This window comes from Kitasatospora sp. NPDC092286 (assembly GCF_044755565.1).
Taxonomy (GTDB): domain Bacteria; phylum Actinomycetota; class Actinomycetes; order Streptomycetales; family Streptomycetaceae; genus Kitasatospora.
Genome location: NZ_JBIVRD010000010.1, coordinates 1 through 18,826 on the forward strand (window position 1 = coordinate 1; position 18,826 = coordinate 18,826).

The following is an 18,826-nucleotide window of genomic DNA, read 5'->3' on the forward strand; positions in this document are numbered from 1 at the left end:
TGGCGTTGACTTTTGGCACGCTGTTGAGTTCTCAAGGAACGGACACTTCCTTCAGGCCGCCTTCCAGCGGGCCCTCCGGGCGCTTCGTTCTTTCGCATTTCCAGCTTACCAGATGTTTTCCGCTCCGTTTTCCGGAGTTTCATTCATCCGATCCTGGCCGGCCAGGTCCGCTTTTCTGCGGCGACCCCCACATTAGCGCATTTCAGGATTAACCCGAAATTCCCGCTCCCACCCGTCGACAAAAACGCCGAACAACCCAAATGAATGGGCATCGAGTGAGAGTTGGGCTTGCTGAGTGTGATGGCCGCTCCGGCTGGTCCGCGGTGGCCTCTCGGCCTCTCGTGCACCTGCCCGCTTCAAGCGACTCGTCCAACATTAGGCCAGTCGGACGACCTCGTCAAACCCTGAGGGCCGGATCTGACCAGATCCGGCCCTCAGGGTTGAAAACCGCAGTTCAGCAGCGGTGTGGTTTCGGCCAGGCTCAGCCGGCCGCGGTGAGCTCCACCGCCGCCAGGTTGCGCTTGCCACGGCGCAGGACCAGCCAACGGCCGTGCAGCAGGTCCGACTCGGCCGGCACCGCCTCCTCGTCCGTCACCTTGACGTTGTTGAGGTAGGCGCCGCCTTCCTTGATCGTCCGGCGGGCGGCCGACCGGCTCGGCGACAGACCGACGGCGACCAGCAGGTCGACGATCGACTGCAGCTCGGTGACCTTGGCCTTCGGGACCTCGGCCAGCGCGGCGGCCAGGGTCGGGGCCTCCAGGTCGGCGAGGTCCCCCTGGCCGAACAGTGCCTTGGAAGCGGCCACCGCGCGCTGGTACTGCTCGGCGCCGTGGACCAGGGTGGTCAGCTCCTCGGCGAGTGCCCGCTGCGCGAGCCGGGCGGCGGGCCGCTCGGCGGTCTCGCGCTCCAGCTCCTCGACCTCCTCCTTCGTGCGGAAGCTGAAGATCCGCAGGAAGGTGGGGACGTCCCGGTCGTCGGCGTTCAGCCAGAACTGGTAGAAGGCGTACGGGGTGGTCAGCTCGGGGTCGAGCCAGACCGTGCCGGACTCCGTCTTGCCGAACTTGGTGCCGTCGGCCTTCACGATCAGCGGCGTGGCCAGCGCGTGCACCGACTTGGCGTCGGCCTTGCGGATCAGGTCGGTGCCGGCGGTGAGGTTGCCCCACTGGTCGCTGCCGCCGGTCTGCAGGCTGCAGCCGTAGCGGCGGTTCAGCTCCAGGTAGTCCATGCCCTGGAGGATCTGGTAGCTGAACTCGGTGTAGCTGATGCCCGCGTCGGAGTTGAGCCGCCGCGCGACGGCCTCCTTGGCGATCATGTTGTTGACGCGGAAGTACTTGCCCACGTCACGCAGCAGGCTGATGGCCGACATCCCGGAGGTCCAGTCCAGGTTGTTGACCATGCGCGCCGCGTACGGGCCCTCGAAGTCGAGGAAGCGCGAGATCTGGCCGCGCAGCCGCTCGACCCAGCCGGCCACCGTCTCGGGGTCGTTGAGGACCCGCTCGGCGGTGGGCTTCGGGTCCCCGATCAGGCCGGTGGCGCCGCCGACCAGACCGAGCGGGAGGTTCCCCGCCTGCTGGATGCGGCGCATGGTGAGGATCTGTACCAGGTTGCCGAGGTGCAGGCTGGGGGCCGTCGGGTCGAACCCGCAATAGAACGTGACCGGGCCGTCCGCGAATGCCTTGCGCAGTGCGTCCTCGTCGGTGGACAGGGCGATCAGACCACGCCACTGCAGCTCGTCGACGATGTCCGTCACGGTCACGATTCTCCTTCGATCGGGCGTCCGCCCGGTGCGGACCCGGTTCGTCCGGGCCCCGGTACGGAGCGACTCCAGCGTCACAAAGCCTACGCGGTCCGGGCCAGGGCTTTTCCGTCGAGGCGTCCGGCCCGGCACCGGGTCGGCGCGGGCCCGCCCCGTCCACCGCCGGCCACGCCCCGCCCCGACACCGGAAATTCCGTTGTTCGTCGGCCCGGGGCCCCTTCAGAGTGGTGCCAACGCCGCGCGGCGGCAGTGACGTGTGTGGGGACGGTCGTGCCGCCGTGGCACGCCGGTGGAAAGGGTGGGCCGAGGTGCGCAACACACTGGTTCTGAACGCGAGCTACGAACCCCTGACGACGGTGTCGCTCCAGCGCGCCGTGGTGCTGGTGCTCCAGGACAAGGCGGTGGTGGAACAGGCGCACCCGCTGCGGACCATGCGCGGTACCGGCGTCACCGTCCCGGTGCCCCGGGTGATCAGACTGCAACGGTACGTACGCGTGCCGTTCCGACAACAGGCCCCGTGGTCACGCCGCGGTGTGCTGGGCCGGGACCAGCACCTGTGCGCCTACTGCGGGCGCCGGGCCACCACCGTGGACCACCTCCAGCCCAAGTCGCGGGGCGGGGCCGACAGCTGGCTGAACACCGTGGCCGCCTGCGCCGAGGACAACCAGCGCAAGGCCGACCGGACACCGGAGCAGGCCGGCATGCGGCTGCTGCGCAAGCCGTTCGTACCGACCCCGCAAGCCACGCTGATGACGGCGCTGGGCCTGCGCGGCCCGGAGGCCCGGGACCTCGCCGTCTGGCTGCCGGCCGGAACCGTCCCGGCCGGGCCCGCGGTGCCGTCCGCGGCCTGAGGCCGTCCGGGCGGGTAGCGGGTCAGCCGGTCGCCTGGTACCCGGACGCTATGCCGAAGTTGGCCGAGTGTTCGGGTACCGCGACGACCTTGCCGCCGCCGATCAGCACCCGGCCGGAGACCAGCAGTGAGCCGGTGCCCTGCGGGAAGCTGCCGCCCATCACCTCGCCGCCGCCGTCCAGCGTGAAGCGGCTCAGGTGGGCGGGCCGTTCGCGGCGTTCGTCGGCGGCCAGCACCAGCGCCCGGTCGTCGATGGCGACCGCCCGCAGGACGCCCTTCTCCAGCGCCGCCGTCTTCCAGCGCGGCTTGCCGCTGTCCAGGTCGTAGCCCACGACCGAGACCGGTCCGCCACCGTTCGCCGGGACGACCGTGGTCACCATCGTCCGGTCCTGGAAGAACACCCGGGGTGTGGCCGAAAACGTGCCCTGGGCGACATCGAGCCGGCCCTCCCCGGTGGCGACCGGGATCTCGGCGGCCGGGTCGCCCGTCGGGCCCCAGGCGAGCACCTTGTCGTCGTCGGGTTTCCCGCCGGTGGCCAGGACGACGGACGGTTCGGCGGAGAGCACGGTCACCGTCTTCGGCTGGCTGTTCAGCCCCCGCCACCAGTTCACCTTGCCGTCGGCGGTGTTCAGCGAGACCGCCTGGTCGACGGGGGTGGAGTCGGCGCAGGAGCTGGCGACCATGACGGTCCGGCCGGTGACACCGCCGGAGAGGGTGCAGAACTTGCCCTGGCCGGTGTACTGCCAGACGTCCTTGCCGTCGGCGGACTCCCAGGCGATCACCCGGTCGTCGCCGACGGCGATCACCTTGTCCTCGGTGACGCCGATCCGGGCCGCGTAACCGCCCTTGGCGTCCGAGACGCTCTTGGTCCAAGCGGTCTTGCCGGTCTTCGCGTCGACGGCGGCGACCAGCGTGCAAGGGCTCTTCGGATCGGCCTTCGGGCGGAACAGCACCGCGCCCAGACCGGCCCCGTTCACGCTCGGCGACAGCCCGCAGGGCACCGCCCCGGCGGCCGGCGGCTCGACCGACCAGGTGGGCCGGCCGGCCGCCAGGTCATAGGCGTGGACACCGCTGGAGTCGGCCCGGACCACCGCGTCGGCCAGCAGCCAGCTACCCACCAGCGTGTCGTCGGCGCCCGGCTGCACGGCGCCGGCCGGCTGGGCGGACCAGGCCTTGGCGTGGGAGACGGCGAAGCCGGGATCACCGTCGGCGGAGGCGTTCTCGCTGCCCTCGGCGGCGACCGCCAGACCGGCGGCGACCAGCACGCCGAGCGCGGCGACACCGGCGCCGGTCCGCACCATCAGGGCCCGCCGGCCGGGCGCGTGTTCGGCCGAGACCACGGCGTCGGCGGCGGCCCGGGCCTTGGCCGTGAAGGAGGAACGGCCTGCGGAGCCGCCGGCCCGCCGGCCCGCCGACCGCGACCCCGGCCTGGCGGACGCGCCGGGTACGGCGGCCTCCGACGGCGCCGCGGGCCCCGGCTGGGGCGCCGGCTCCGGGTCGGGTTCCGGCTCGATGTGCACATAGCCGTCGGCGGAGTACTCGGCTCCGGCCGGGGCGTAGAGCTCGTCCCCGGCCGGCGGCTGCGGGACGGCGTACGGGGCGTACTGCTGCTGCTCGTGACCTGGGTACGGGGCGTACGGCTGGTACGGGCCGTCCGGGTGGCCACCGTGGCCGTACCCACCCTGGCCGTACCCGTTCCCCCCGTACCCGGCGTCGGTGCCGTAGCCAGGGGCGGTGCCGTAGCCAGGGGCGGTGCCGTACCCGGCGTCGGTGGCGTACTCGGCGGTCCCCTGCCACTGCTGCTGCTCCGGGTACCCGCCCTGCCACTCGGGCTGCGGCTGGGGGTACCAGGGCTGCTGCTGGGCGTCTCCGAGGGGATCCTGCGCCATCCGTTCCGTCCCTCCCGACCGCCTGAAGTGCGGCAGCCAGCATCTCACGCCGGGCGGAGCGGCCCGTTCCGCCCTCCGGAGAGGCCTCCGGAGGGCGGCGGGCGAGGCGCGGTGCGGGCGGGCCGGCTACCCCGCCTCGGCGCGGAAGGCCTCGTCGATGCGGCCGGCGAGCGCGAAGTCCAGCGCGGTGAGACCGCCCGCGCTGTGGGTGGAGAGCGCGAAGTGCAGGGTGCGCCAGCGGATGTCGATGTCGGGGTGGTGGTCCATCGCCTCCGCGGCCTCGGCGACGGCGACGACCACCCGGATCGCCGCCGGGAAGTCCGGGGCGTCGGCGGTCCGGACGATGCTGTCACCGTCCCTGGACCACTCCGGCCGTCCGGCCAGCGCGGCGGTGATCTCGTCCTCGGTCAGGCGTGCTCTGCTGCTCATCGAACCGCTCCCGTGGGTCGGGGGTGAAGGGTCGGGCCTTCCGCCGCGAAACGGACCGGGTGGCGGCCAGGGCCCCGGTGCGGTCCGGACGGGAAGGCGCACGTAGGAGCATAGGGAGGCGGGCTCCCGCGCGGTCGGCGACACCTCGCGGCGCCCGCCGGTGTCACGCGTCTCCCCCGCTCCGGGGCCCTCCGGGCCGTCCGCGGGCACCGGGCGCGACGGCGGATCAGCCGATCAGCAGCTTGGTGACGGCGACCAGCCCGACCACCACGATGACCCCGCGCAGCGCGGGCGGCGGCAGCTTGCGGCCCACCTTGGCGCCGATCAGCCCGCCGCAGAGCGAGCCGACGGCGATCAGCCCGGCGGCCGTCCAGTCCACGGTCGAGGTGAAGAGGAAGAACACGGCGGCGACCGCGTTGACGATCATCGCCAGCGCGTTCTTCACGCCGTTGATCCGCTGGAGGTCCTCCTGGAGCAGCATGCCCATCAGCGCCATCAGCAGGACGCCCTGGGCCGCGCCGAAGTAGCCGCCGTAGATGCCGGTGAGGAAGACGCCGCCGAGCAGCACCGCGCTTCCGTCGGGGTCTCCCCCGGGCCGGCGGCGGGCCGCGACCGCCCTGGCCACCCGGGGCTGGATCACCACCAGGACGAGGGCCAGCAGGATCAGCGCCGGGACGATCGCGTCGAAGGCGCCGCTGGGCAGTCTGATCAGCAGGACGGCGCCGACCAGTCCGCCGAGCAGCGAGGCGGTGCCCAGCCGGAGCAGTCGTCGGCCCTGGCCGGCCAGCTCCCTGCGGTAGCCGATCACGCCGCTCAGCGAACCGGGCACCAGGCCGAAGGTGTTGGAGACGTTGGCGGTGACCGGCGGGATGCCGACGGCGAGCAGGACGGGGAAGGTGATCAGGGTTCCGGAGCCGACGATCACATTGATCATCCCGGCCCCGACACCCGCCACCAGGACGGCGATCGCCTCCCAGAGCGTCATGGGTCACCTCTCGTCTCGGTCCTGTCCGAGGCGATCATGCCGGACCGGGTACCGGGCCCACCAGACCCGACCGCGATCCGGGATGTGGGACCCGGCCCGCGCCGCACCCTCGGGAACGGCCGAGGGCCCGCCTCCCGTACCGCACGGGAGGCGGGCCCTCATCGCATCAGGCGCGTCCGGAGACGCTCCGGATCACTCCGGGTCGATCTTGCGGTACTCGCGGGCCGGGTCCACCCGGGGGCGGGCGGCGCCCTTGGTGTCGGTGTCCAGCGGGCGCGGCCCGGCCGCCGGGTCGAGCGGGACCTGGGTGGCGGCCGGCGCCGCCGGGACGCTCGGCGCCGCGACCGCGCCGCCGTTCGCCCCGCCGGTCAGGCCGTTGAACGCGCCGCCGAGGCCCTTGAGCGCGTCGCCCACCTCGCTCGGGATGATCCAGAGCTTGTTGGAGTCGCCCTTGGCCAGCTCGGGCAGCGTCTGCAGGTACTGGTAGGCGAGCAGCTTCTGGTCGGCGTCGCCGTCGTGGATGGCCTCGAAGACCGTCCGGATCGCGGCCGCCTCACCGTCGGCGCGCAGCACCGCGGCCTGGGCCTCACCCTCGGCCTTGAGCACCTCGGCCTGCTTCTCACCCTCGGCGCGCAGGATCTGGGCCTGCCGGGCGCCCTCGGCGGTGAGGATCGCGGCGCGCTTGTCACGGTCGGCGCGCATCTGCTTCTCCATCGAGTCCTGGATGGAGGTCGGCGGCTCGATCGCCTTGAGCTCGACGCGGTTGACCCGGATGCCCCACTTGCCGGTGGCCTCGTCGAGCACCCCGCGCAGGCCGGCGTTGATGACCTCGCGCGAGGTCAGGGTGGACTCGAGGTCCATCGAGCCGATGATGTTGCGCAGCGTGGTGACGGTGAGCTGCTCGATCGCCTGGATGTAGCTGGCGACCTCGTAGGTGGCCGCCCGGGCGTCGGTGACCTGGTAGTAGATCACCGTGTCGATGTTGACCACCAGGTTGTCCTGGGTGATCACCGGCTGCGGCGGGAACGGCACGACCTGCTCACGCAGGTCGATCCGGTTGCGGACCCGGTCGATGAACGGGACGACGATGTTCAGCCCTGCGTTGAGCGTCCGGGTGTAGCGGCCGAAGCGCTCCACGATCGCGGCGCTGGCCTGCGGGATGACCTGAATCGTCTTGATCAGCGCGATGAATGCCACCACGACCAGGACGACCAAAACGATAAGGACGGGTTCCACGGACTCTCCCCTAGACGACCAGGGCGGTCGCGCCCTGGATTTCGACGACATCGACCTGCTGCCCCGGTTGGTACACGCTGCCGGGGTTGAGCGCACGGGCCGACCAGATCTCGCCGTTCAGCTTGATCCGCCCGCCCTCCCCGTCGACCGTTTCCGCGACGACCGCGGTGGCGCCCTGGAGCGCCTCGATGCCCATTTTGATGTTCGGGCCCTTCTTGAGCTCCCGGTACGCGATCGGGCGGACCACGACCAGCAGCGCGACCGAGACCGCGACGAAGGTCAGTACCTGCCAGACCGCTCCGGCGCCCAGCCCGGCCACTCCGGCCGCCGCCAGCGCGCCGACCGCGAACATGGCGAACTCCGGCATCGCGGTGATCACCAGCGGTATGCCGAGGCCGACGGCGGCGAGGAGCCACCAGATCCAGCTGTCCACGTGTCCATCCTAGGGAGCGAAGGGCCTTAGGGCGGAAAGTTCCCGCAGGTGGAGGGGCGGAAACCGGTCGCACGTGCGACCGGCCCCGGTTCAGCGGACTTCAGTGGCCGTCAGCGGGCTCACCGGAGACCTCATGAGGCGTCAGCGGCCTCAGCCGAGCGGCAGGCCCTGGGCGGACCAGCGGTCGCCGTGCCGCTCCAGGGTCAGCGGCAGGCCGAAGCAGAGCGACAGGTTGCGCGCGGTCAGCTCGGTGTCGATCGGGCCGGCGGTGAGCACCTTGCCCTGACGGATCATCAGGACGTGGGTGAAGCCGGGGGCGATCTCCTCGACGTGGTGGGTGACCATGGCCATCGCCGGCGCGAACTCGTCCTGCGCGAGCGCGCCGAGGCGGCGGACCAGGTCCTCACGGCCGCCGAGGTCGAGGCCGGCGGCGGGCTCGTCCAGCAGCAGCAGCTCGGGGTCGGTCATCAGCGCGCGGGCGATCAGGGTGCGCTTGCGCTCGCCCTCGGAGAGGGTGCCGAACTTGCGGGCGGTGAGGTTGACCATGCCGAGCCGGTCGAGGAGCGCGAGCGCGCGGGACTCGTCGGTCTGCTCGTACTTCTCCTGCCAGCTGACCGTCATGCCGTACGCGGCGGTGAGCACCGTCTGCAGCACGGTCTGCTCGGCGGGCAGCTTGTCGAACATGGCCGCGCCGGCCAGGCCGATCCGCGAGCGCAGCTCGAAGACGTCGACCTCGCCGAGCTTCTCGCCGAGGACGGACACCTTGCCGGCGGTCGGGAAGAGGTACGTGGAGGCGATCTGCAGCAGGGTGGTCTTCCCGGCGCCGTTGGGGCCGAGGATGACCCAGCGCTCTCCCTCGGAGATGGACCACGAGACCTGGTCGACCAGCGCGCGCCCCTCCCGGACCACGGATACGTCCACCAGCTCCAGCACGTCGCTCATGCCTACGCCTTCCCCAATACAGAAATACGGCCGTCGGGTGCGGGCGGGCAGCCACTCCGGCGGCCGGTGGGCACGGAGTGGGTGCGCCGCACGCGCATGGGCAAACCTACGCCACGCGGATGACCGCCGATTCCGTAGGCTGGCCGGATGCTCGTGACTCCTGCCGACAATCCGTACGAAGAGCCCCGTTCGGGGCGGTTGACCGCCTGGGGCAACGCTCTGCTGAACGGCCTGGTGCCGCCCGACAACGCCGCCGCCGCGGTGCTCGGCGCCGACGAGAGCCACCGGGTGACCGGGCTGCCCGGGGACGGGCCCGGGGAGCTGCACGGGCTCACCTGGGCGCTGGGGCGGCTCCGGGTGCTGGGGGTGAAGGGCCTGCGGCTGGCGCTGCCGAGCGCCGGGCACCCGCTGGGGCTGACCGGCCCCGCGTCGTTCAACCAGCGCGCGTTGGACGCGGGCGAGGCCGTGCTGGCGGTGGGGGTGCCGCTCGGGCTGGTGCCGGAGATCGAGGTGTTCGGCCCGGCCGGGGACCGCTCGGCGACGGTCCTGTGGCGCTGCTCGGAGGTGGACGACGTCCCGCCCGCCGATGTGCCGTCGCTGCACGAGGCCGAGCGCGAGCTGGTGGACGGGCTGCGCGAGGCGACCGTCCTGCTGGCCCGGCTGGATGTCGCCGGGGCCGGCCCCGAGGCGCTGCGGGCCCTGGACGCCTACCGCCGGCGCGGCCACGTCGAGCTGCTCGCGCCCGGCTACCCGCCGCGGGCGGTCCGGGTGCTGGAGTCGGCCCGCCAGGTGTCCGCGCTGCTCTCGATCGCCTCGGGCGGCCACGGGGCGGCGGTCAGCGCCTCCGAGATGGCCGCCCGCCAGGGTGCCCTGGCGCCCCTGCGGCGGACCGCCCGGCGGGCCCAGGTGGCGGCGTACAACGCCCTGGTGGACGAGCGCGGGGACCGCTGAGCCCGCGGGCCCCGCTCAGGCCTCCCTGGCCGCCCCGTTGCGGACGGCCCAGAGCGCGGCCTGGGTGCGGTCGGCGAGGTCCAGCTTCATCAGGATGTTGGAGACGTGGGTCTTCACCGTCTTCTCGGAGAGGTGCAGGCTCCGGGCGATCTCCCGGTTGGAGCGCCCGTCGGCGATGTGGCCGAGCACCTCGCGCTCGCGTTCGGTGAGGGTGCCGCCGCGGCCCTGCGGAGCACGGGGGCCGTCGTCGGCGAGCAGCGCCTCGGCGAGTTCGGGCTGGAGCAGGACGTGGCCGGCGTGGACCGAGCGGATCGCGCCGGCCAGCGCCTCCGGGTCGACGTCCTTGTAGACGTACCCGGCGGCGCCGGCCCGCAGCGCGGGGACCATCGTGCGGTGCTCGGTGAAGCTGGTGACGATCAGGATGCGGGCCCGGCTGCCCTCGCCCTTGAGGGTGCGCAGCGCCTCGATGCCGTCCACGCCCGGCATCTTGAGGTCCATCAGGACGACGTCGGGGTCGAGCTCCCGGGCGCGGTCCACGCCCTCGGCGCCGTCGGCGGCCTCGCCGACCACCTCGATGTCGTCCTGCACCTCCAGGAAGGTGCGCAGGCCGCGGCGGACCACCTGGTGGTCGTCGACCAGCAGGACGCGGATCGCTGGCGTGGTGTCAGGCACCGGGGACCTCCATCTCGACGACCGTTCCCTTCCCGGGGGCCGATTCCAGGGTGAGCGTGCCGCCGACGGCGGCGGCACGGTCGCGCATCGAGGCCAGGCCGAGGTGGCGGCCGGCCCGGCGGACGGACTCCGGGTCGAAGCCCCGGCCGTCGTCGCGGACCCGCAGGACGGCGCCGCGGGCGGACGTGCCGGCCAGGGTGACGGTGACCCGCCCGGCGCCGGAGTGGCGCAGCGCGTTGTGCAGGGCCTCCTGGGCGACCCGCAGCAGGGCGGCCTCCTGGGCCGGCGGCAGGGCGCGGACTCCGTCGGCGGCGAAGACGAGGTCGGCGCTGTGGGCCCGGTCGAGGACCTGCACCTGGGAGGCGAGGGTGGCGCTGAGGCCGTCCTCCTCCAGGGCGGCGGGGCGCAGTTCGACGACGACGGCGCGCAGTTCGTCGGCGGCCTCGGCGGCGAGGCGGGCGACCTCGGCGAGTTCGGCGCGGGCGCGGGCCGGGTCGCGCTCGACCAGGGTGGCGGCGGCCTTGGCGGTGAGGCGCAGCGAGAAGAGCTTCTGCGAGACGGCGTCGTGCAGGTCGTGGGCGATCCGGGCGCGTTCGCCGGCCAGGGTGAGTTCGCGGCTGCGCTCGTAGAGGCGGGCGTTGGAGAGGGCGAGGGCGGCGTGCGCGGCGAGTATCCGGAGCAGTTCCTCGTCGTGGTCGGTGAAGCCGCCGCCGAGCCGCTTGTTGGCGAGGAAGATGACGCCCATGACCTGCGGCTCGTCCTCGACGGCGTCGGTGTCGAGGATCGGCATGCCGAGGAAGGCGTCCATGTCCGGGTGGGCGGCCGGCCAGCCGCCGAAGGCGGGGGCCCGGCGGACGTCGGCGAGCCGGGTGGGCCCGGTCTCGTGGAGCATCTTGGCGAGGACGCCGTGCTGGCGGGGCAGCGGGCCGATGGCCTTCCACTGCTCGTCGGTGATGCCGTCGACGACGAACTGGGCGAAGCCGCCGTGGTCGTCCGGTACGCCGAGGGCCGCGTACTCGGCGCCGAGCAGGTCGCGGGCGGAGGCGGTGATCCGGCGCAGGACCTCGCGCACCTCCAGGTGGCGGCTCATCCCGAGCAGGGCCTGGCTGACGGCCTCGATACCGGCCAGGCAGGGCTCGCAGGCGGGCAGTGGACCGGTGGGCGGCGGGCCGACCGGTATCCGGCCGACGGGGAGCGGTCCGGCCGGGGGCCGGCGGTCGCTGGACGCGGGGGGCATACCGCCAAACTACCGCCGCGCGGCCGCCGCCCGCGTCGGTCCGAGGGCGCGCGGGGCGCAGGTCCGAGGACCTACGCCCCGGGCCGGAGCGGCACCGGAACGCCGGGGGGCGGCCCTCCCGGATCGGGGAGGGCCGCCCCGGTGGAGCGGGCGAAGGGGGTCAGCCCTTCTGCATGACCTCGGGCTCGTGGCGGCGCTGGAGGCGGGTCACGATGACGCCGATGACGACCGACATCGCGATCAGCACACCGGCGTCGAGGAGCAGCTGGCCGACGTTGTGGCCCCAGACCGCGTCGTACTCGGGGTTCTGGAGGTCCTTGTTCCAGGGGCCCATCAGCTTGGACAGGTCCAGCGTGGTGGCGACCACGCCGACGCCCCAGCGGGCCGGCATCAGCCAGGCGAACTGCTCCAGGCCCGGCTTGCTGAAGATCTGGAAGAGGCAGCCGGTGAAGACGACCTGGATGATCGCGAACATGACCAGCAGCGGCATGGTCTTCTCGGAGGTCTTCACCAGCGCGGAGATCATCAGGCCGAACATCATCGAGGCGAAGCTCAGCAGGATCAGGCCGGTGCTCATCTCGATGATCGGCAGGCTCTTGACGATCAGCCCCTCGGAGGGCAGCTTGCGCGGCAGGAAGCCGACGGCGGAGATGACCGCGCCCTGGATCACGCTGAAGAAGCCCAGCACGATGATCTTGGACATCATGTACGCCGAGCGGGAGAGCCCGGTGGCCCGTTCCCGTTCGTAGATCGCCCGTTCCTTGATCAGCTCGCGGACCGAGTTGGCCGCCCCGGAGAAACAGGCGCCGATCGCCAGGATCAGCATGATCGTGGCGGCCCCGCTGTTGATCCCGAGCTGCGACTTCGGGTTCCTCGCCAGGCCCGCCTCGTTCGGGATCAGCACGCTGACCAGCCCGACCACCGCCGGCAGCAGGACGGAGAGCGCCAGGAAGCCCCGGTCCGAGGCGAGCACCGAGGCGTAGCGGCGGATCAGCGTCCACAGCTGCGAGCCCCAGCTCTGCGGCTTCGGCGGGCGGACCGCCTCCCGCACGATCTGGGCGGACTGCGCGGCCGCGGAGTCCACGTCCGCGGAGTACTGCTGGTAGTGCACCGAACCGCGGTAGCGGCCGGCCCAGTCGTGGTCCGGGTAGTTCTCGAAGGCCTGGAAGACATCGGCCCAGGTCTCGTACCCGAAGAAGTGCAGCGCCTCGTCCGGCGGGCCGAAGTAGGCCACCGAACCGCCCGGAGCCATCACCAGCAGCCGGTCGCAGAGCGCGAGTTCGGCCACCGAGTGGGTGACGACGAGGATGGTGCGGCCGTCGTCGGCGAGGCCGCGCAGCATCTGCATGACCTCGCGGTCCATGCCCGGGTCGAGGCCCGAGGTGGGCTCGTCCAGGAAGATCAGCGAGGGCTTGGTGAGCAGTTCCAGCGCGACCGAGACGCGCTTCTGCTGGCCGCCGGAGAGCGCGGTGATCCGGTTGTCGGCGCGCTTGTCCAGGCGCAGCTCGTACAGCACCTCGTCGATCCGGGCCTCGCGCTCGCGCGCCTCGGTGTCGCCGGGGAAGCGCAGCCGGGCCGCGTACTTGAGGCCGGTGCGGACGGTCAGTTCCTTGTGCAGGATCTCCGACTGCGGCACCAGGCCGATGCGCGAGCGCAGCTCGGCGAACTGCTTGTAGAGGTTGCGGCCGTCGTAGAGGACGTCGCCGCGGTCGGCCGGGCGGTAGCCGGTGAGGGCGCGCAGCAGGGTTGACTTGCCGGAGCCGGACGGGCCGATGACGGCGACCAGCGACTTCTCCGGCACGCCGAAGCTGACGTCGTTGAGCAGGATCTTCTTGGCGCCCTTGTGCTCGACCTCGACGGTCAGGTGGCGGGCGGAGAAGGAGACGGCGCCGGTGTCGACGAACTCCTGCAGCTGGTCGCCGACCAGGACGAAGCTGGAGTGGCCGACGGTCAGCCGGTCCTGCGGGCCCATCAGCTGGCGCTGGACGGGCTGGCCGTTGAGGAAGATGCCGTTGTGGCTGCCGAGGTCGATGATCTCGTAGCGGCCGTCGGGCAGTTGGCGCAGCTCGGCGTGGTGGCGGGAGACCTGGAGGTCGGAGACCACGACGTCGTTGTCGAGCGCGCGGCCGATCCGGACGGTGCGCATGGCGGCCGTCAGGTTGCGGATGACCGTCGGCTGCGGGCCGCCGTCGTGCTGCGGCGCCTGCTGCTGCGGGAAGCCGCCGTGCGGGGGCGCCGGCGGGGCGAAGTCCTGCCGCGGCGGGAACGGCTGCTGCTGCCCGCCCCACTGCGGCGGCGGCTGCGCCGGGGGCTGCTGGACGGGCGGCTGCTGGGCCCACTGCTGCTGCACCGGGGGCTGCGGCGTCGGGGCGGCGGCGCGGCTGGTGACGGCCTCGTGCCAGGCGGGGGCCGGCGCGGCGGCCTGGGCGGGCGCGGAGAAGTTCAGCCGGAGGCCGTTCTCGGCGTTGCCGAGGTTGACCGCGGCGCCGGGGAACAGCTGGGCCTGCAGGGTGCGGGCGCCGCCGGTGTAGGTGCCGTTGGTGCTCCCGTGGTCGTCCAGCTGCCAGCCGGTTCCGTTGAAGGAGATGGTGGCGTGCTGCCAGGAGACCCTGGCATCCTCGAACGGGAAGTCCGACTGCGGGTTGCGCCCGATGCTGTAGGACCGCCCCGGCTCCAGAGTCCGCTGCTGTCCGTTGATCTCAATGACGAGTTGCGGCACTGCTCGCCTGCCCCGCTCTCTCGGTCCCCCGATTGTGACCCCGGCCGGGGCCGCGATGATCGTGAATCTGACGGGGGAATCATTCCAGCCCCTCGCCCGGGGACGAAAGTCGCCCCTGACGACTGTGACCAGGCGGAAACGATTCGCCGACGGACCCGTACCACACCCCCGCGTCACCTCTCCGTCACCCATCCGTCACCCGGGTCGTACGCACACCTCCGATACGTCCGTCCGCGAGGTGGACGGGTGCCGTGGCGGCGGCGGGCGGCGGGTAGCGTGGGGGGCACCATGAACGCATCGCCCTTGGCCGCTGAGCCGCTTCCCGCCCCGCAGCCCCGGACCGAGGACGAGCGCACCCTGCTCGTCAAGGTGTTCGGCAAGGACCGTCCCGGCATCACCGCCGGCCTCTTCACCACCCTCGCCGGGTTCGGCGTCGAGGTGATCGACATCGAGCAGGTGGTGACCCGGGGCCGGATAACGCTCTGTGCCCTGGTGACCCCCCCGGCCGGCGGCGCGCCCGGCGCCGAGGGCAGCCTGCGGGCCACCGTGCACCGCTGGGCGGAGGAGCAGAAGCTCCAGGCCGAGATCATCTCCGGCATCGGCGACAACCGGCCGCGCCGTGAGGGCCGTTCGCACGTGACCGTGCTGGGCCACCCGCTGACCGCCGCCGCGGTCTCCGCGCTGACCTCCCGGATCACCGCCTCCGGCGGCAACATCGACCGTGTCTTCCGGCTCGCCAAGTACCCGGTGACCGCCGTCGAGCTGGCCGTCTCCGGTGTCGCCACCGACGAACTGCGCGCCGAGCTGGCCCAGGAGGCGGCCACCCAGCGGGTGGACATCGCGGTGGTCAGGGCCGGCCTGGAGCGCCGGGCCAAGCGGCTGGTGGTGATGGACGTCGACTCCACGCTGATCCAGGACGAGGTGATCGAGCTGTTCGCGGCCCACGCGGGCTGCGAGGAGAAGGTCGCCGAGGTGACGGCGGCGGCGATGCGCGGCGAGCTGGACTTCGCCGAGTCGCTGCGCGCCCGGGTGGCGCTGCTGGCCGGGCTGGACGCCGGCGTGACCGAGAAGGTGCGCGCGGAGGTCCGGTTCACGCCGGGCGCGCGCACCCTGATCCGCACACTGCAGCGGCTCGGTTTCCAGGTCGCGGTGGTCTCCGGCGGGTTCACCCAGGTCACCGACCACCTGGTGGAGCAGCTGGGGCTGGACTTCGCGGCGGCCAACACCCTGGAGGTGGTGGACGGCAGGTTCACCGGCCGGGTGGTCGGCGAGATCGTGGACCGGGCCGGCAAGGCCCGCTGGCTGGCCCGGTTCGCCGAGCAGGCGAAGGTGCCGCTGGAGCAGACGGTGGCGATCGGCGACGGCGCCAACGACCTGGACATGCTGAACGCGGCCGGGCTCGGGGTGGCGTTCAACGCCAAGCCGGTGGTGCGCGAGGCCGCGGACACCGCGGTGAACGTGCCGTTCCTGGACACCGTGCTGTACCTGCTGGGCATCACCCGCGAGGAGGTCGAGGCGGCCGACGCGCTGGACGGTACGCCGACCGAGTAGCGCGCGGTCGGCCGGGCGGGCCCCGGGACGGACGAGAGGGGCCCGAGGAGCACTCCTCGGGCCCCTCTCCCCCGAGGTCAGTCCTGCGGCGTGAAGTAGGAGACCAGCGCGGCCACGCCCGGCTCGACGCCCTTCCACGAACCGCTGAAGCTGAGCACCGCGATGGCGGCGGTCGGGAAGCCGCCGAGCCGCAGCCGTTCCAGCGCCTCCCGGTCGCCCTCGTCCCCGGCCAGCACCTGGGTCAGCCCGAGCACTCCGGGGTTGTGGCCGACCAGGACCAGGTCGGCGTACTCCTCCGGGGTCTCCTGAATGACGGTGATGATCTCGCCGGGGCTGGCCTCGTACACCCGCTCCTCGTACACCGTCTTGCGCGACCGCTTGGGCAGTTCGTGCGCGGCGAGCTTCCAGGTCTCGCGGGCGCGCAGAGCGGTGGAGCAGAGCACGTAGTCGGGGTTGATGCCGGAGTCGGCGAGCCAGCGGCCGGAATCCGGGGCCTGGTGGCGGCCCCGGTCGGCCAGCGGCCGCTCGTGGTCGTCGACGCCGTTGGGCCAGTCGGCCTTGGCATGGCGGAGAACGATGATCCTGCGGGGCGTGTCGGCGCTCATACCCAGCAAGCTTGGCAGAAAAGCCGCTGCGGGGCGCGGTGCTGCCCGATGGCGCCACCCTGAGGGGTGCAGGGTGTCATGATGCGCCGTTCGCCGGGGTTCGTCCGCCGGACGGGCGCCGGACGGCCGGGGCGCCGAGGGGCGTCCCGGGTACGGCGCGCCCGGTCAGCCCAGGCTCTGGGCGACGCTGGCGACGATCACCAGCAGGACCACGATGCCGACGATCGCCGCGGCGATCTGGCCGAGCTTCTTGTGGCCGTCGGTGGGGTTGGGATCAAGTACGGGCATGACCGGATTCTCCCACCCCGGTCATGCCCGTCGGTCACCGACCCCTCGGTGTTGGTCAGTTCTTGACCGGGACCGCGGCCGGGTGGACCGCCTCGTCCTCGATGTGCCGGGCCATCGCGGCCCGCAGGCCGAACAGCATCTGCGGCACCAGCAGCAGGGCCAGGAAGCCCAGCGGCAGGTACCACTCGCCGGTGGCCTGGTAGAGCCGGCCGATCAGGATCGGGCCGGGGATGGAGATCAGGTAGCCGACGCCCTGGGCGAAGGCGGAGAGCTGGGCCACCCCGCCGGCCGTCCGGGCGCGCAGCCCGATCATGGTCAGCACCAGCGGGAACGCGCAGTTGGAGAGGCCGACCAGGACCGCCCAGGCCCAGGAGGCGGAGGCGGGGGCCAGCGCCAGGCCGGTGTACCCGGCGATGCCGCAGGCGGCGAGCACCACGACGAACAGCCGCTGGTCGCCCCGACGGGCGGCGAGGTTGGGCAGCACGAAGGAGACCGGCACGCCGATCGCCATGGTGATCGCCAGCAGCACCCCGGAGGCGCTCTCGGAGACGCCGGAGTCCTGGAAGATCTTCGGGAGCCAGCCCATCACCACGTAGGCGCCGGTGGCCTGGAGGCCGAAGAAGCAGGCCATCGCCCAGGCGGTCCGGCTGCGGGTGATCGGCAGCCGGACGGTGGTCGTGCCGCCGGCCCTGTCGCCGCGCTCGCGCCGGGACAGCATGACGGGCAGCCAGAGCAGCAGGGCGAGCGCGCCGAGCGCGGCCCAGACGCCCAGGCCCACCCGCCAGTCGCCGCCGAGCGAGCTGGTCAGCGGCACGGTGACGGCGGCGGCCAGCGCGGTGCCGGCCGACAGCGACATGGAGTAGAGGCCGATCATCGGGCCGACCTTCTCCGGGAAGTACCGCTTGATCACCACGGGGATCAGCACGTTGGAGACCGCCACACCGACCAGCGCCAGCGCGGTCAGCAGCAGGAAGACCGCCGTGCCGCCGGCGAACGAGCGGGCCAGCACGCCCGCGGTGATCGCGCCCATGCCGGCGGTGATCACCGCGATCGGCCCGGCCTTGCGGGCCATGCCCGGCGCGGCGAAGCCGAACAGGGCGAAGCAGAGCGAGGGGACGGCGGTGAGCAGGCCGGCCAGCGTCGGGTTCATCCCGAGGTCGGCACGGACCTGGTCGAGCAGCGGCCCGAGGCTGGTGACCACGGGGCGGAGGTTGAAGGCGGCGACGGCGATCGCGACGGCGAACAACCAGCCGACGCGCGTGCCACGGGTGGCGGGGGGCCGCTCGGTCTGCGGCCGGGCCTCGGTTCGGGAGGAGGCGGTGGTGTCTGCTGCGGGAGGCATGGGAGCCATCATAGAATGATGGGATGAATTAGCGCATCCTCGAATTGGCATGATGTCCCGACCCACCCGTCGGTCCGGCCCACCCGTCTGCCGCCGGCCCCCGCCGATCCCGAATCCGCAAGGAGTCCCCCGTGGCGCTGTCCTCGCCGAGACGCACCCCGCTGTCCGATCAGGTGATCTCGCAGCTGCGCGCCCAGATCACCTCGGGCGAATGGCCCGTCGGCTCGCGCATCCCGACCGAGGCCGCGCTGGTCGAGCAGCTCGGAGTGGCCCGCAACACCGTCCGCGAGGCCGTCCGCGCCCTCGCCCACAACGGCCTGCTGGACATCCGCCAGGGCTCCGGCACCTACGTCCTGGCCACCAGCGAGCTGGCCGGCGTGATGCACCGCCGCTTCGCCGACGCCGACCTGGCCCAGGTCGCCGAGCTGCGGGTCACCCTGGAGGCCTCGGCGGCCGGGCTGGCCGCCACCCGCCGCACCGAGCGCGACCTCGGCCTGCTGGAGGCCACCCTGGCCCGCCGTGAGGACGCCTGGCGCTCCGGCGACGCCGAGGACTTCGTCCAGGCCGACGCCGCCTTCCACCAGGCCGTCGTCGCCGCCGCCCACAACGACGTGCTCGCCGCCGTCTACGCCGACCTCGGCGAGGTCACCCGGGCCCATCTGCGCCACGACGTCGGCCCCGAGCTGATCGCCGAGCGCTACCTCGGCCACGACCGGATCGTGGACGCCATCCGGGCCGGCGACCCCCACCGCGCCTCGGACGAGGCCGGCCGCGCCATCGGCGCCTGCACCCCGGCCGAGGCCTGACCCGGTCCCGGCTCCCGGGTTCCCGCGCCCGGCAACCCCGGGCCGGACAGCCCCTGGTGAGAGCGGGCCCCGGCCCTGCCGCCCGAAGCGGCGAAGAACGCGACCCGCCCGGTACCCCTTGCGAGGGATACCGGG

General features: G+C 72.8%; 17 protein-coding genes. 4 read left to right on the plus strand and 13 right to left on the minus strand.

Features of this window, described 5'->3' with window-relative positions; translation table 11 throughout:
* Positions 1-481: 481 nt before the first annotated feature.
* The gene (gene tyrS / locus ACIQIB_RS12170; protein ID WP_363608011.1) at positions 482-1,750 is read right to left on the minus strand and encodes a tyrosine--tRNA ligase; all 1,269 of its coding nucleotides are present in this window, start codon (positions 1,748-1,750) and stop codon (positions 482-484) included.
* Positions 1,751-2,064: 314 nt separating this feature from the next.
* On the opposite strand from tyrS, the gene ACIQIB_RS12175 reads away from it, so the two are divergent.
* Positions 2,065-2,607: an HNH endonuclease gene (locus tag ACIQIB_RS12175; RefSeq protein ID WP_400757747.1), complete on the plus strand. Its 543-nt coding sequence runs from the start codon at positions 2,065-2,067 to the stop codon at positions 2,605-2,607.
* A gap of 22 nt (positions 2,608-2,629) precedes the next feature.
* Here ACIQIB_RS12175 and ACIQIB_RS12180 read toward each other — a convergent pair whose 3' ends face one another.
* The 6 genes from ACIQIB_RS12180 to ACIQIB_RS12205 all read right to left on the minus strand — a co-directional run bounded on the left by ACIQIB_RS12180 (position 2,630) and on the right by ACIQIB_RS12205 (position 8,520).
* On the minus strand, positions 2,630-4,495 hold the full coding sequence (locus ACIQIB_RS12180; protein ID WP_400757748.1) for a PQQ-binding-like beta-propeller repeat protein: 1,866 nt from the start codon (positions 4,493-4,495) through the stop codon (positions 2,630-2,632).
* 126 nt (positions 4,496-4,621) lie between these two features.
* Positions 4,622-4,924, minus strand: a complete 303-nt coding sequence (locus ACIQIB_RS12185; RefSeq protein ID WP_363607917.1) for a 4a-hydroxytetrahydrobiopterin dehydratase — start codon at positions 4,922-4,924, stop codon at positions 4,622-4,624.
* A gap of 226 nt (positions 4,925-5,150) precedes the next feature.
* Positions 5,151-5,909, minus strand: a complete 759-nt coding sequence (locus ACIQIB_RS12190) for a sulfite exporter TauE/SafE family protein (protein WP_363607918.1) — start codon at positions 5,907-5,909, stop codon at positions 5,151-5,153.
* A 192-nt stretch (positions 5,910-6,101) separates the two neighbouring features.
* Complete coding sequence (locus ACIQIB_RS12195; protein WP_363607919.1) at positions 6,102-7,145, minus strand: SPFH domain-containing protein; 1,044 nt, start codon at positions 7,143-7,145, stop codon at positions 6,102-6,104.
* Positions 7,146-7,155: 10 nt separating this feature from the next.
* The gene (locus tag ACIQIB_RS12200) at positions 7,156-7,578 is read right to left on the minus strand and encodes an NfeD family protein (RefSeq protein WP_363607920.1); all 423 of its coding nucleotides are present in this window, start codon (positions 7,576-7,578) and stop codon (positions 7,156-7,158) included.
* Positions 7,579-7,728: 150 nt separating this feature from the next.
* Positions 7,729-8,520, minus strand: a complete 792-nt coding sequence (locus ACIQIB_RS12205; protein WP_363607921.1) for an ABC transporter ATP-binding protein — start codon at positions 8,518-8,520, stop codon at positions 7,729-7,731.
* A gap of 147 nt (positions 8,521-8,667) precedes the next feature.
* Here ACIQIB_RS12205 and ACIQIB_RS12210 point away from each other — a divergent pair, with 147 nt between their 5' ends.
* Positions 8,668-9,471 (plus strand): hypothetical protein, encoded by an 804-nt coding sequence (locus ACIQIB_RS12210; protein ID WP_400757749.1) that lies wholly within the window; start codon positions 8,668-8,670, stop codon positions 9,469-9,471.
* Between the two features lie 15 nt (positions 9,472-9,486).
* On the opposite strand, the gene ACIQIB_RS12215 is transcribed toward ACIQIB_RS12210, so the two are convergent.
* The 3 genes from ACIQIB_RS12215 to ACIQIB_RS12225 form a co-directional block, all read right to left on the minus strand.
* Positions 9,487-10,143, minus strand: coding sequence for a response regulator (locus tag ACIQIB_RS12215; RefSeq protein ID WP_400654030.1), 657 nt, complete (start codon positions 10,141-10,143; stop codon positions 9,487-9,489).
* Positions 10,136-11,233 carry a GAF domain-containing sensor histidine kinase gene (locus tag ACIQIB_RS12220; RefSeq protein ID WP_363608012.1) on the minus strand — a complete coding sequence of 366 codons (1,098 nt, stop codon included), beginning with the start codon at positions 11,231-11,233 and terminating at the stop codon, positions 10,136-10,138. Before ACIQIB_RS12220 ends, ACIQIB_RS12215 begins: the two co-directional genes overlap by 8 nt.
* A 307-nt stretch (positions 11,234-11,540) precedes the next feature.
* The gene (locus ACIQIB_RS12225) at positions 11,541-14,099 is read right to left on the minus strand and encodes an FHA domain-containing protein (RefSeq protein WP_400757750.1); all 2,559 of its coding nucleotides are present in this window, start codon (positions 14,097-14,099) and stop codon (positions 11,541-11,543) included.
* Positions 14,100-14,387: 288 nt separating this feature from the next.
* On the opposite strand from ACIQIB_RS12225, the gene serB reads away from it, so the two are divergent.
* Positions 14,388-15,650 (plus strand): phosphoserine phosphatase SerB, encoded by a 1,263-nt coding sequence (gene serB, locus ACIQIB_RS12230; protein WP_363607925.1) that lies wholly within the window; start codon positions 14,388-14,390, stop codon positions 15,648-15,650.
* A gap of 77 nt (positions 15,651-15,727) precedes the next feature.
* On the opposite strand, the gene ACIQIB_RS12235 is transcribed toward serB, so the two are convergent.
* The 3 genes from ACIQIB_RS12235 to ACIQIB_RS12245 form a co-directional block, all read right to left on the minus strand.
* Positions 15,728-16,255 (minus strand): histidine phosphatase family protein, encoded by a 528-nt coding sequence (locus ACIQIB_RS12235; protein ID WP_363607926.1) that lies wholly within the window; start codon positions 16,253-16,255, stop codon positions 15,728-15,730.
* A 165-nt stretch (positions 16,256-16,420) separates the two neighbouring features.
* Positions 16,421-16,543, minus strand: a complete 123-nt coding sequence (locus tag ACIQIB_RS12240) for an SGM_5486 family transporter-associated protein (protein WP_363607927.1) — start codon at positions 16,541-16,543, stop codon at positions 16,421-16,423.
* A 55-nt stretch (positions 16,544-16,598) separates the two neighbouring features.
* Positions 16,599-17,885 carry a CynX/NimT family MFS transporter gene (locus ACIQIB_RS12245; protein ID WP_400757751.1) on the minus strand — a complete coding sequence of 429 codons (1,287 nt, stop codon included), beginning with the start codon at positions 17,883-17,885 and terminating at the stop codon, positions 16,599-16,601.
* A 131-nt stretch (positions 17,886-18,016) separates the two neighbouring features.
* Between ACIQIB_RS12245 and ACIQIB_RS12250 the strand changes: the two genes are divergently transcribed.
* On the plus strand, positions 18,017-18,691 hold the full coding sequence (locus ACIQIB_RS12250; RefSeq protein ID WP_363607929.1) for a FadR/GntR family transcriptional regulator: 675 nt from the start codon (positions 18,017-18,019) through the stop codon (positions 18,689-18,691).
* Positions 18,692-18,826 lie beyond the last annotated feature (135 nt).

Coding starts and splice junctions, on each gene's coding strand:
- ACIQIB_RS12210 (WP_400757749.1), top strand. CDS start 8,668: ATGCTCGTGACTCCTGCCGACAATCCGTACGAAGAGCCCCGTTCGGGG.
- ACIQIB_RS12205 (WP_363607921.1), bottom strand. CDS start 8,520: ATGAGCGACGTGCTGGAGCTGGTGGACGTATCCGTGGTCCGGGAGGGG.
- ACIQIB_RS12185 (WP_363607917.1), bottom strand. CDS start 4,924: ATGAGCAGCAGAGCACGCCTGACCGAGGACGAGATCACCGCCGCGCTG.
- ACIQIB_RS12235 (WP_363607926.1), bottom strand. CDS start 16,255: ATGAGCGCCGACACGCCCCGCAGGATCATCGTTCTCCGCCATGCCAAG.
- ACIQIB_RS12180 (WP_400757748.1), bottom strand. CDS start 4,495: ATGGCGCAGGATCCCCTCGGAGACGCCCAGCAGCAGCCCTGGTACCCC.
- serB (WP_363607925.1), top strand. CDS start 14,388: ATGAACGCATCGCCCTTGGCCGCTGAGCCGCTTCCCGCCCCGCAGCCC.
- ACIQIB_RS12220 (WP_363608012.1), bottom strand. CDS start 11,233: ATGAGCCGCCACCTGGAGGTGCGCGAGGTCCTGCGCCGGATCACCGCC.
- ACIQIB_RS12240 (WP_363607927.1), bottom strand. CDS start 16,543: ATGCCCGTACTTGATCCCAACCCCACCGACGGCCACAAGAAGCTCGGC.
- ACIQIB_RS12245 (WP_400757751.1), bottom strand. CDS start 17,885: ATGCCTCCCGCAGCAGACACCACCGCCTCCTCCCGAACCGAGGCCCGG.
- ACIQIB_RS12190 (WP_363607918.1), bottom strand. CDS start 5,909: ATGACGCTCTGGGAGGCGATCGCCGTCCTGGTGGCGGGTGTCGGGGCC.